This window comes from Devosia sp. 67-54, from assembly GCF_001899075.1.
Taxonomy (GTDB): Bacteria; Pseudomonadota; Alphaproteobacteria; order Rhizobiales; family Devosiaceae; genus Devosia_A.
Genome location: NZ_MKVA01000005.1, coordinates 406,623 through 418,480, shown reverse-complemented (window position 1 = coordinate 418,480; position 11,858 = coordinate 406,623). Strand labels below are relative to the sequence as shown.

At 69.8% G+C, this 11,858-nt stretch carries 9 protein-coding genes; 2 read left to right on the top strand and 7 right to left on the bottom strand.

Annotation, left to right across the window (positions count from 1 at the left end):
* Positions 1-29: 29 nt before the first annotated feature.
* On the top strand, positions 30-1,295 hold the full coding sequence (locus BGO82_RS07050; protein ID WP_291304855.1) for an Hsp70 family protein: 1,266 nt from the start codon (positions 30-32) through the stop codon (positions 1,293-1,295).
* A gap of 3 nt (positions 1,296-1,298) precedes the next feature.
* Here BGO82_RS07050 and BGO82_RS07045 read toward each other — a convergent pair whose 3' ends face one another.
* A complete protein-coding gene (locus BGO82_RS07045; RefSeq protein WP_291304854.1) occupies positions 1,299-3,002 on the bottom strand; it encodes a bifunctional diguanylate cyclase/phosphodiesterase in 1,704 nt (567 codons plus the stop codon).
* Between the two features lie 85 nt (positions 3,003-3,087).
* Positions 3,088-5,031 carry an acetate--CoA ligase gene (gene acs / locus BGO82_RS07040; protein WP_291304853.1) on the bottom strand — a complete coding sequence of 648 codons (1,944 nt, stop codon included), beginning with the start codon at positions 5,029-5,031 and terminating at the stop codon, positions 3,088-3,090.
* 157 nt (positions 5,032-5,188) lie between these two features.
* On the opposite strand from acs, the gene BGO82_RS07035 reads away from it, so the two are divergent.
* Positions 5,189-5,809 (top strand): GNAT family protein, encoded by a 621-nt coding sequence (locus BGO82_RS07035; protein WP_291304852.1) that lies wholly within the window; start codon positions 5,189-5,191, stop codon positions 5,807-5,809.
* 575 nt (positions 5,810-6,384) lie between these two features.
* On the opposite strand, the gene BGO82_RS07030 is transcribed toward BGO82_RS07035, so the two are convergent.
* The 5 genes from BGO82_RS07030 to BGO82_RS07010 all read right to left on the bottom strand — a co-directional run bounded on the left by BGO82_RS07030 (position 6,385) and on the right by BGO82_RS07010 (position 11,851).
* Positions 6,385-7,710, bottom strand: coding sequence for a polysaccharide biosynthesis C-terminal domain-containing protein (locus BGO82_RS07030; protein ID WP_291304851.1), 1,326 nt, complete (start codon positions 7,708-7,710; stop codon positions 6,385-6,387).
* Positions 7,707-8,804 carry a GNAT family N-acetyltransferase gene (locus tag BGO82_RS07025; RefSeq protein ID WP_291304850.1) on the bottom strand — a complete coding sequence of 366 codons (1,098 nt, stop codon included), beginning with the start codon at positions 8,802-8,804 and terminating at the stop codon, positions 7,707-7,709. The genes BGO82_RS07030 and BGO82_RS07025 overlap by 4 nt, the downstream gene beginning before the upstream one ends.
* A 187-nt stretch (positions 8,805-8,991) precedes the next feature.
* A complete protein-coding gene (locus BGO82_RS07020; protein ID WP_291304849.1) occupies positions 8,992-9,660 on the bottom strand; it encodes a TerC family protein in 669 nt (222 codons plus the stop codon).
* Between the two features lie 107 nt (positions 9,661-9,767).
* Positions 9,768-10,031 carry an EscU/YscU/HrcU family type III secretion system export apparatus switch protein gene (locus tag BGO82_RS07015; RefSeq protein ID WP_291304848.1) on the bottom strand — a complete coding sequence of 88 codons (264 nt, stop codon included), beginning with the start codon at positions 10,029-10,031 and terminating at the stop codon, positions 9,768-9,770.
* Positions 10,028-11,851: a flagellar hook-length control protein FliK gene (locus BGO82_RS07010; protein WP_291304847.1), complete on the bottom strand. Its 1,824-nt coding sequence runs from the start codon at positions 11,849-11,851 to the stop codon at positions 10,028-10,030. The genes BGO82_RS07015 and BGO82_RS07010 overlap by 4 nt, the downstream gene beginning before the upstream one ends.
* Positions 11,852-11,858: the final 7 nt, after the last annotated feature.

Below are 11,858 nucleotides of genomic sequence, written 5' to 3'. Positions count from 1 at the left end.
GCCGCTCCCCGCCAACCCCGAGTTCCGCCATGCCCGATCCATTGCGCCATTGCGGCCTCGACTTCGGCACGTCCAACACCACCCTCGCGGTGGCCCGCGGCAACGCCGCCGCTCGCCTGCTGCCGCTCGAGGACGGCAAGCCGACCATTCCCTCTACCATCTTCTTCGATTTCGACGAGGACCGGACGCTGTACGGCCGCGCCGCCATCGCCGAATATATCTCCGGCACCGACGGCCGCATGATGCGCTCGCTCAAATCCATCCTCGGCTCGTCGCTGGCCGAGGAGAACGTGCGCATCAAGAAGCGCATCGTGTCGTATCTGCAGATCATCGGCGGCTTCGTCGGCGAGCTGAAGGACCGCGCCGAGGCCGATCTCGGCGAGACGCTCGACAGCGTCGTCGTCGGCCGGCCGGTCCACTATGTCGACGACGATCCGCTCGCCGACCGCGAGGCGCAGCAGCAGATGGAGCGTACGGTGCGCTCCAAGGGCTACCGTCACATCGCCTTCCAGTACGAGCCGATTGCCGCCGCGCTCGACTACGAGCAGCAGGTGTCGGGCGAGGAACTGGGCCTCGTCGTCGACCTGGGCGGCGGCACCTCGGACTTCTCGGTAGTGCGCGTCTCGCCGCAACGGGCCGCTGCCGCCGATCGCCAGGGCGACATCCTGTCGACCGCCGGCGTCCATGTCGGCGGCACCGATTTCGACCGCCTGCTGTCGCTGCGCGCGGTGATGCCCGAGCTCGGCTACCAGACGCCCACCGCCGACGGCAAGCGCCCGCTGCCTTCGGCGCCCTATGTCGACCTCGCCACCTGGCACCGCATCAACCAGCTCTACGATCCGGCGATGCTGCGCCAGCTCCGCCATACCGAGCGCGAGGCCCGCGACCCCGAGCGCGTCGACGCGATGATCTCGATCGTCACCCATCGCGACGGGCACCGGCTCGCCGGCGCCGTCGAGGACGCCAAGATCGCGCTGACCGACACCAGCGAGGTCCGCCTCGACTTCGTGGGCGAGGAGGTCGAGCTGCATCCGCTGATCGCGCGCAACGTGCTCGCCGCCGCCATCGCCAACAGCATCGACCGCATCGAGGACAAGCTGCGCGAGGTGGTCGCCATCGCCGGCCTCACCGCCGATCGCATCGACACGCTGATCCTCACCGGCGGCTCGACGCGCATTCCGATGATCCTCGAGCGCCTGCGCCGCAACTTCGCCAACGCCCGCTTCGTCGAGACCGACGCCTTCGGCAGCGTGGGCCTCGGGCTCGCGCTCGACGCGCGGCGCAAATTCGGCTGACGCCTACCCCGCGATCCGGTCCGTCGCCGATTTTTCGGCGAGCATCGCGCGCATTTCCGCCGCCGTTTTCGGCCGGCCGAAATGGTAGCCCTGCCCGACCTTGCAGCCCATCATCTTCAGCATCCACGCCTGGTCGGCGGTCTCGATGCCTTCGGCGATGACGATCTTGTCGAGCGCTTCGCTGAGCATCATCACGGCGCGGACGATCACGCCGGCCTGCTGGTCGCCGGGCAGGCGCTTCACGAAGCTCTGGTCGATCTTGATCTTGTCGATCGGCAGCCGCCCGATATAGCTCAGCGACGAATAGCCGGTGCCGAAATCGTCGAGGGCAATGCCGACGCCGAGGTTACGCAGCCGCTGCAGCGCGTCGGTGACGGCCCGCGCGTTCGACATGAAGATGCCTTCGGTGATCTCGACGTCGAGCCGATGCGCCGGCAGGCCCGAACGGGTCAGCGCCTCCTTCACCTCCCCGACCACGTCGACCAGCTCGAACTGGATCGGCGAAACGTTGACCGAGAGCTTCAGATGCCCCGGCCAGCCGGCAACCTCGCGGCACGCCGCTTCGAGGATCCAGCGGCCGAGCTCGACGATCTTGCCGGTTTCCTCGGCCACCGGAATGAAACGCTCCGGCGACACCGACCCGAGCTCGGGATGCACCCAGCGCATCAGCGCCTCGACGCCGATGACCGTGCCGTCGTCGAGAGAGGCCTGCGGCTGGAACATCAGTGAGATTTCGCCGCGCTCCATCGCCTGCTGCATAGCGGTCTCGAGCTCCTGGCGGGCCCGGAGGCCGGCGTCCATCTCGGGCGAGAACGAGGCGTGCCCCCGGCCCGCTCCCTCGCGGGCGATCGACAGCGCCATGTCGGCGTGGCTCAGCAGGCGGTCGGGGTCGAAGCCGGAGACGCCCGAATGGCTGATCCCCACTTCGGCGCCGATGATCGCCCGGTGCGGGCCGAGCTGGTAGGGCAGCGTCAGGCGGTCCTGGATCAGCTCGCAGAACTGGATGGCCTCGCCACCATCGAGCCCGGGATGTGCCACGGCAAAGCCATGTCCGCCGAGCCGCGCCACATAGGCGGCGCCGGTGGCGCGCAGCCGGCCGACCACCTGCTTCAGCAGCATGTCGCCATGCGCATGGCCGAGCGCGTCGTTGACCGGCTTGAAGCGCGCGAGGTCGATGGCCAGCACCGCCAGCCCTTCGCCGCGTCCGCGTTCGGTCTCGAAGCGCTGGTTGATCGCCGCGCAGAGCCCGGTGCGCGACAGCGCCCCGGTGAGCGGGTCGTGCGAGGCGAGAAAGCTCAGCCGCTCTTCCGCCCGCCGCCGTTCGGTCACGTCCCAGAAATTGAGGCAGGCGATGCGGCCAGAGTCCACCTCGCTGGCGGTCACGGCGTATTGCAGCACCAGCCGGTCGTCTTCGCCCTCGCCCCGGCGGATGACCGCCAGGGCCAGCTCGGTGCTGGCCACGGCGCCGGCGAGCACCTGCTCGATGGCGTGCCGCATGTCCGGCGGCAGCGCCTGCCGGATGCCGTGCCCATCGAGCGGCCGGCCGCCATTGAGCAGGTCGGAGGCGATGCGGCTCGCGGCGACGATGACGCCGCCCGACTCCACCACCACCATGCCGGCGAAATTGTCGCTGACCACGCGAGCGAGGGTGGCTGCGGACGCCCGGCCGCGCAGTGTCCGCCACCCCGCGCCAATCGCCGACGCCAACCGCATCTTCGTCCCTCTCGACCGACCCGCGCCGATTATGCGGGGCCGGCCGGTGAGGAAAGATTAACGGCGCCCGGCGGGGGGCCTATTTGTTCTGCCGGTTCTCGATCAGATCCGACACCACCGTGGGATCGGCCAGCGTGGTCGTGTCGCCCAGCGAGCCGTACTCGTTCTCGGCGATCTTGCGCAGGATGCGGCGCATGATCTTGCCGGAGCGGGTCTTGGGCAGGCTGGGCGCGAACTGGATCAGATCGGGCACCGCATGCGCGCCGATTTCCTTACGCACCCACGATTTGAGCTCGGCCTTGAGCGCGTCGTCGCCCTTTTCGCCGGCCATCAGCGTGACGTAGCAGTAGAGCGCCTGGCCCTTGATGTCGTGCGGATAGCCGACCACCGCAGCCTCGGCCACCTTGGGATGCGCCACCAGCGCGCTTTCGACTTCGGCGGTGCCGATGCGGTGGCCGCTCACGTTGAGCACGTCGTCGACGCGTCCGGTGATCCAGTAATAGCCGTCCTCGTCGCGGCGGCAGCCGTCGCCCGAGAAATAATAGCCCTTGTATTGAGTGAAGTAGGTGGCGACGAACCGGTCGTGGTCGCCATACACCGTGCGCATCTGCCCCGGCCAGCTGTCCTTGATGGCGAGCACGCCCTCGGCCTTGGTCGACTCCTGCACGACGCCCTCGGGCGACAGCACCACCGGCTGCACCCCGAAGAACGGCACCGTCGCCGACCCCGGCTTGGTGGCGATGGCGCCGGGGAACGGCGCGATCATGTGCCCGCCCGTCTCGGTCTGCCACCAGGCATCGACGATCTCGCAGCGATCCTTGCCCACATGCTTGCGGTACCACAGCCACGCTTCGGGATTGATCGGCTCGCCCACCGAGCCGAGCGTCCGCAACGTCGGCATGGCGTATTTGTCGGGGAATTGCGGCCCCGCCGCCATCAGCGCGCGGATCGCCGTGGGGGCGGTGTGGAAGATGTTGACCTTGTGCTTTTCCACCACCTGCCAGCAGCGGCCGGCATCGGGATAGCTCGGCACGCCCTCGAACATCAGCGTCGTCGCGCCGTTGGCGAGCGGCCCGTAGACGATATAGGTGTGGCCGGTGACCCAGCCGACGTCGGCGGTGCACCAGAACACGTCGCCGTCGCGGTAGTCGAAGCTGCGCTCATGCGTGAGCGTGCCCCAGACCAGGTAGCCGCCGGTGGTGTGCAGCACGCCCTTGGGCTTGCCGGTCGAGCCCGACGTATAGAGGATGAACAGCGGGTCCTCGGCGTTCATCCGCTCCGGCGGGCAGTCGGTGCCCACCTTGGCCGCGAGGTCGTGGTACCAGAGGTCGCGCCCCGGCGTCATGTCGACGCTGTTGCCGGTGACCTTGACGACGATGACGCGGGTCACGCCGTCGGCCTTGGCCAGCGCTTCGTCGACGTTCTTCTTGAGCGGGATCAGCTTGCCGCCGCGCCGTCCCTCGTCTGCCGTGAGCACGATCGTGCTGGCGCAGTCGTTGATGCGGCCGGCGATCGAATCGGGGGAAAAACCGCCGAAGATCACCGAATGCACCGCCCCGATGCGGGCGCAGGCGAGCATCGCCACGGCGGTGTCGATCACCATCGGCATGTAGATGGTGACGCGGTCGCCCTTCTTGACGCCCTCGGCCTTGAGCACGTTGGCGAAGCGGCACACCCGCTCGTAGAGCTCGCGATAGGTGACGCGCGCGTCGGTCCCCGGCTCGTCCCCTTCCCAGATGATGGCCGTCTGGTCGCCACGGGTCTTGAGGTGCCGGTCGAGGCAGTTGTAGGCGGCGTTGAGCTCGCCATCCTCGTACCATTTGATCGAAATGTTCGGGTAGGCGAAGCTGGTGTTCTTGATCCTGGTCGGGAACTTGAACCAGTCGAGGCGCTTGGCCTGCTCCGCCCAGAAGCCGTCGGGATCCTTGATCGAGCGGGCGTAGAGCTCGTCATACTGCGCCTTGGTGGTCAGGGTTCGCGCCTTGGCCGCCTCGCTCGGTGGAAACAAAAGATTGTCCGACATCGGCTCCTCCCAATTCTTTTGCGAACCGGTTTAGCCACTGGCCTGCCCGCGGGCAAGAAGACCACTTGTCCCCGTTAACCGCACGGACGCTCTGTTGTGTGGCTGCGCCGCCGCCGGGAGTATCCTTTGCGGCAAATTTCTGATGCGAGCTTGACCGATGGCTGACCTGACGCTGACCTCCGCTGCTCCGACCCAGACCGACGCCAAGGCGACGCCGCGCTTTGCGACCCGCGCCGCCACGCCTGCCGATCTCGACCTCATCCACCACGAGCTGATGCTGGTGATCGACGAGAGCCCCCATTACAATGCCGAGTTCAAGGCCTGGGAGAAGGCCCGGCTGACCAAATCCTACCTGCGCACGCTGCAGCGCCAGGACCCCTGGCACGTGATCGCGCTGCTGTCGGAGGGCAAGGTCGGCGGCGCGCTGATCTCGGGGCCGGAGTTCGGCGCCGTGTTCCGCTACTGGAGCTGGATCTTCCCGGCCTTCCGCCAGACCCGGCTGGGCATGCACGGCATGCGCGCCTTCGACGAGCATTTCGACAACGGCAGATTCCACAAGGCCTACACCTTCGTGCGCCCCGAGAACGAGGTCGCCCTCGCGCTGCTCCGCCGCTACGGCTACGTCGAAACCGCCGTGCTCAAGCAGCACATCTTCGGCCAGGACTATTGCGTGATGGAAAAGCCCTACACCAAGCTCACGGAGGGCTACGACCACGGCATCGCCCAGGGCCGCGTCGGGCGCGCCATCGCTCACCTCAACGCACTGCTGGGACGCTGAGTCGCAGCTTCAGGATTGTGGGCGAGCGGAAGCCTCCACCGGCCCGACCGGCGATGTCAAAGAGCAGCGCCGCCTGTGACATGCGGCATGGCGAGGCTCCGCTCCCGGAGCCGGTAGACGGCGTGTAATGAGACCGGAGCCTCGCCACGCGACCGGGGTTTATGACCAGGTCCTGCCTTCGACCAGCCTCTTGACTGCGGCGCGCGGAGATTTCGTCGAGATGCGGGGTCTTGCCGAGTTGGCCCCACAGCTCCGAGCCCCTCGGATGGCAACACCCTCGGGGCGATCCCCGGACCCTGGGTGCAGGATTTGGCTCACCCATGGTTCCCGGCAGAACCGGCCCGAATGGGGTCGACACCCCACCCACACCGATCTCCCCCCGCCGACCGTTCGTCGCGACCTCGCAATCGCGAGGGGATGGGGTGGAGAGTACACCCGGGCGCAAAGGGGGTGGATTGGCGGACGGTGGATTTGTTGCAGGGGATTGTGGGGGAAGGGGAAATTGGCGGTGACGTGGGGGATAGAGGTGTCGGGGCACCGGTCTCGCGCGTTCTCACCGACTGCAGGGACGCCGGCTATTCGGCGGTTTTTACCGTGAGCGCCATGGGGCGGGTGAGGCGGGCGCGGATGGAGACGTCGACGCCGGAAATCTTCAGCGCCGTGAACCACATGGCGGCGGACCACACGGTCATGGCGATGAGCGCCGCGAGCGAGGCGCCGAGCAGGCCCAGATGCGGCACCAGGGTCAGGTTGGCGGCGACCAGCGTCGCCATCGCGGCGGCGACCGCCGGCAGGCTGGCATAGGGCCGGTTGTGCACCGACAGCACCACCGACGCGGGACCGAACACCGAGCGGATCACCAGCCCGACGCAGAGGATGGCGAGCGGCACGACGCCGGCCTGGAAGGTCGAGCCGAACAGCATGAAGGCCAGCGGCGAGGCGACCAGCACCAAGAGCAGCAGCACGACGGACAGGCCCGACGCGACGAGGTTGGCCTCGCCGATCTTGCGGTGGAAGCCGGCACGGTCGCGCAGCGCCTCGCTCTCGAACATGTCGGGCATGGTGACCGCGTAGACCGCCCCGACCCCGAACGCCACCAGCGAGAAGACGCGGGTGCACACGCCGAACACCGCCAGGTCGGTGCGGCTCATATGGCCCGACAGCAGCAGCAAATCGATGTCGAAGAAGAAGTCGCCGGCGACCGCCAGTGCGATCCACGGCACGGCGAAGCGCCACCAGCGGCGCCATTCGCCGGCGCGCGGCGTCTCTTCCAGCGGAATGCGCGTGGTCGTCACCAGCAGCAGGCCGAACTGCAGCAGCGCCACCGCGGCATAGCCGACCGACAGCACCCACAGGATGGTCGTCACCGCCTGGGTTGAGCCGGTGTTCAGCGCCACCGCGAAGCCGGCGAGCGCCAGCATCGGCCGGAACAGCGTTTCAGCGAAGAAGCCGGCGAAGGGCCGCTTGAGCCCGACCAGCATGGCGCCCGAAACCAGCACCATGGCGGTGGCGATGGTGAGGATCGCCGCCGGCAGCCAGTGCGCCGCGAGCGCCCTGCCCGGCTCGCCGAAGAATTGCGCCAGCGGATAGCCGGCGAGGATCAGCAGCAGGCCGGTGGCGGCGGTGTGTCCGTAGGCGCGCAGCATGAAGCCGCGCAGCAGCCGGCCTTCGCCGCGGGCGCGGTACTCGGCGGCGAAATAGGTGCCGATGGTCTCGAAGCCCAGCGGCATCACCACGGCGATGATGTTCACCGCCGCCATCACCAGGATGTAGTCGCCCAGCGCCTGCGGACTGATGAAGCGGGCGATCGCCACCTGCACCAGGAAGGTGAGGCCGGCGCCGAAGATGCGGGCGCCGAAGATCACCGTCGATTGCGACAACAGGCGGTGCAGCAGGCTCATTCGGCATCGCCCGCGCCGGCGCGCTTCTGGTCGGGCCGGGCATGCGCCGAGCGCAGCCAGTCGAGCTGGCGCAGCGCCGCGCTCGCGAGGTCGCGGCCCTTGAAGGCGGCGTTGCCCACGAGCCGCGGCCACGGATGCGCCGCGTAATTGGCGACGGGCGGTACCGGCTGGATCACGCCGGCCTCGCCGACCATGCCCTTCTTGAACTGGTGCAGCCCCTGGAAGCCGTCGGTGCCGCCGAGGTCGTACCATTTGGCCTCGGTGTTGTCGCGCAGCCAGCGAATGATGTTCCAGTGCATGAAATAGCCGGCGCGCAGCGGCAGCGCCCGGTCGTTGGTGGCGCCGTAGAGATAGACGGCGCGGTCGCCGGCCTTGAAGATGATGGCGCCGGCGATCACCTCGCCGAGGTGACGCACGAAGAACAGCTCGGGCCTGAGCCGCTCGCTCTCCATCGCCATCAGCGCCGGCACCGTCTCATAGGCGGAATGGTCGGCGAAGCGCTTGCGGTCGAGCATCTTTTCGTAGAGCGCCGCGAACTCCGGCAGCCGCGACGCCGGGGCGTGCTCGAAGCTCAGCCCCGCCTTCTCGGATTTGTTGAGATGGTAGCGCCATTTCTGCAGGAAGCTCTTGCGCTGCTCGGCATCGCCGAGCCGCAGGTTGACGATGTAGCGATTGGGGAACGGCAGCTCCGAGCCGTGCGAAAAGCCGCGATGGATGAGGTGGTCGTATTCGGCATTGAAGGCGGTGAGCGAGGCGCGCGGCAGGATGGACAGCATCAGCCGGCGCGTGACGGCGTAGTCGGCCACCAGCACGTCGATCATCTCGCGGTAGAGCTCGAGGCGGTCGGGCTGGTCGGCGCGCGCCAGCATCGGGCCCCATTTGGCCACCGCCAGCGCCCCGGTCTTCAGCGGCAGCGGCTGGATCATCATCAGGCTGCCGCCGACCACCTCGCCGCCGCGCCAGAACAACACCGGCTCGTGCCGGACATGCGGCCAGCGCGTGCGGGCGAAGACGTGGAGCTGTTCCTGGCAGACCTCGTCGAACTGCGCGATGGTGCGGTCCCACAATTCCGGCGCCACGATCTGCGTGGTCATCGTGGCGGCGCTCCTGGGCGCAAGGCTCCTGGGCGCGGGCCGGCTCATGTCGTCCGTAACGTCGTGCACTGCAATGGACACCGTGAATTCTCCGCTCGACTGGCCGTCAAAATAGGCCGTCGCGCGCCGGAAATCCGTTCAGAAACAAGGTAAATGCGCGCTATTGCGCGACAAGGTTACCAAGCCGTCATGCCAAATGCGGCAGCGGCAGGCCGGGGATGTTCGGCAGATGGTCGGCGAGCACCTGGTCGAGCCCTTCATAGACCATGCGCAGCGCCACGTAGAGGATCACCACCAGCCCGACCCAGGCGATCCAGCGGAAGCGGTTGAGCAGCCCGGCGATCAGCGACGAGGCGACGCCCATCATCAGCACCGACAGCGTCAGCCCGAAGATCAGCGCCTCGAAATGCCGCTGCGCCGCCCCGGCGACCGCCAGCACGTTGTCGAGCGACATCGACACGTCGGCGATGACGATCTGCATCACCGCCTGGCCGAGGGTCTTGCGCGCCCCGGGCGGGGCGGCTTCGGCGGCGTGCATCGCCTGCTCGGTCTCGTGGTGGTCGTCGGCGCCGCTGCGCAGCTCCTGCCACATCTTGTAGCAGACCCACAGCAGCAGCAGCCCGCCGGCCAGCAGCAGGCCGGTGAAGGCGAGCAGCTGCGTGGCGATGAGGGCAAAGCCGATGCGCAGCACCGTCGCCGCGCCGATGCCGATGAGGATGGCCTTGCGCCGCATCCCCGGCAGCAGCCCCGCCGCGGCCATGCCGATGACCACGGCGTTGTCGCCGGCCAGCACCAGATCGATGACGATCACCTGCAGGAAGGCGCTGAACGAGCCGGGGGAAAGGATCTCTAGCAAAGGCGAACGCTCGACGGCGAAAGGGGCCGATCAGCCTATCTAGTCAATGCGTTGCGCGGTTTCACCCCCGCCGGGCCAGAAATTCGCCGCCGGATGCGGCGACGGCGCTACGACTTTCGGCTGGTCCGGAGCACGAAGCCGATGACCTCGGCCACCGCCTGGTAGAGTTCGTAGGGGATCGCCTCGTCGAGCCCGACGCCGCTGAGCGCCTCGGCCAGCATCGGATTGGCCTCGATGGCGACGCCGTTGTCGCGCGCCGCCGCCAGGATCGCCTCGGCGACGTGGCCGCGCCCCTTGGCGACGACCACCGGCGCCTGCCGCGTGCCCGCCTCGTAGTCGAGCGCGACCGCGAGCTTGCCGTCGGCGCTCATGAGACGCTGTCCAGCAGGCGCCCGGCCAGCGGCCGCGGCGGGGCGGCCGGCACGCCGTGGCGGATTTTCACGGCGCCGGGGGTGAGACCGGCAGCGTCGAGCGCGCCGGTGAGCTCCGGCAGCGCCGCCTGCATGGCCGCGGCCGTTTCCGGCTCGGCGGCCCAGAGCGACACCGTCACCGCCTTGCCGAGCACGCCCACCTCGGCGCCGACCTCGCCGGTGGCCGAATAATCGAGCGCGAAGCGCAGCGTCCAGCCGCGCTTGCCCTCGCGCCGCTCGCGCCGGCTGCCGTCGGGGCCGATCTGCATCTGCGCCATCACCAGCTCGTGCCCGACGAGGAACGGCAGCTCGAGGCGCAGGGCCGGCGGCACGGGCCGGGCCGGATCGCTGCTGTCGGGCAGCGAGGCGAGCTGCATCAGCTTCAGCCGCGACACGGCGGCGTCCGCCTGCTCGTGCAGCATCCGGCCGGCGTCGCGCGCCACATCGGGCAGCGGCGGCGCATCGACCGGCGCGGCGCGGAGCGGCAGGCCACGGATCGGCGGCGGCGCCGGCTCGCGGACGGGCGCGGTGGGCGCGGGCGCGCCGCCGAGCCACTTCACCAGCGCCTCGCGCAGCGCCAGGAGGCCTGCCTTGGCGTCGCGCGGCTGCGGCTCGCCGCGCAGCAGCGACGCCTCGAGCGTCACCCCGGCGCGCGTCACCGCCTGCTCCAGCGCCGGCGCCGGCACCTGGCCGTCGCGGACCACGAGGCGCTGCGCCAACACCCCGAGCGCGGCGCGCAGCACCGGCTCGGGCAGCAGCGCCGGCATCTGCACCGCGGCCGCCAGCGACGCCAGCAGCGGCCCGGCGGAGTTCTGCCGACCGAGGGCGTCGGGCAGCATCTGCGCCAGCGCCGCCTGCGGCGTCGGCGGCGGGGCCGACGGCTGCGGCGCGGCCTGCGGCGGTCCCGGGATCGGCGCAGGCCGCGGCAGGTCCGCGACATTGGCCGGCGGACGCGGCGCCGCCTGCGCCAGCAGCAGCGGATTTGGAGCGGGCTCTGCGGGATCGCCGGCCGCTGCGGCGGACGGCGCCGGTTGCATCGGGGATGGCGGTGGTGCGGCGGGAGCGGGCGGTGTGGTCGCCGGCGCTGGCGGAGCCGGCTGGGCGGGGCTGGACGGCAGCGGGCGGACGAGCGGGCCGGCTTCGGCCTGGGTCGGCTGCGCTGGGGTGGCAGCGGGAGCCGCTGCCGGATTTGGCCGCGCCTCGGGCGTCGATGGCGGAGCGGCTTGGAGTTGCGCGGCGGGAGAGGCGGCCGGCGGGCGGAGCGTCGGCTCGGCGCGCAAGACGGGCTCGGCAGACGCCGATGGCGGCGTGGACGCGGCTGGTTGCGACCGCGCCGGGGCTGACTCGGGCTGCGAGCTCCGGGGCGCAACTGCCGGTGTTGACTCGGCTTTCGGCTGCGGGAGCTGCGGCTGTGGCGGGACCGACGCCGGCGCGGCCGGCTCGCCTGGCGCCTGCGGCAACACGGCTGCGGGGGGCGGCGTCGCCACCGGCCGCGCCGCCTGGGCGGGGGGCTGCACGCTCAGCACCTGCAGTTGCGGCGCGCTGCCGGTGGCCTTGACCTGCAGCTGCACGACGCTGCCGGCCGTCAGCGCGAGCTGCGGCAGCCTGGCCGTCACCACGTGCTCGCCGATCTTGAGCGCCGTCGCGCCGTCGGCGGCCTTGCCCACGACCAGCGCTTCGAGCACCTGCCCGACCTTCAGCACCATGGCCTCGGCCAGCGCCACGCGGGCGGCGGCGACGGCCTGGGCGGCATTGGCGATGGCGGGGGCGGCGACGGGCATTGCCAGA

Bases quoted from the DNA above. Each gene is read 5' to 3' on its own strand.
- BGO82_RS07050 (WP_291304855.1), top strand. From the start codon at position 30: ATGCCCGATCCATTGCGCCATTGCGGCCTCGACTTCGGCACGTCCAAC.
- acs (WP_291304853.1), bottom strand. From the start codon at position 5,031: ATGTCGGACAATCTTTTGTTTCCACCGAGCGAGGCGGCCAAGGCGCGA.
- BGO82_RS07035 (WP_291304852.1), top strand. From the start codon at position 5,189: ATGGCTGACCTGACGCTGACCTCCGCTGCTCCGACCCAGACCGACGCC.
- BGO82_RS07030 (WP_291304851.1), bottom strand. From the start codon at position 7,710: ATGAGCCTGCTGCACCGCCTGTTGTCGCAATCGACGGTGATCTTCGGC.
- BGO82_RS07025 (WP_291304850.1), bottom strand. From the start codon at position 8,804: ATGACCACGCAGATCGTGGCGCCGGAATTGTGGGACCGCACCATCGCG.
- BGO82_RS07015 (WP_291304848.1), bottom strand. From the start codon at position 10,031: ATGAGCGCCGACGGCAAGCTCGCGGTCGCGCTCGACTACGAGGCGGGC.
- BGO82_RS07010 (WP_291304847.1), bottom strand. From the start codon at position 11,851: ATGCCCGTCGCCGCCCCCGCCATCGCCAATGCCGCCCAGGCCGTCGCC.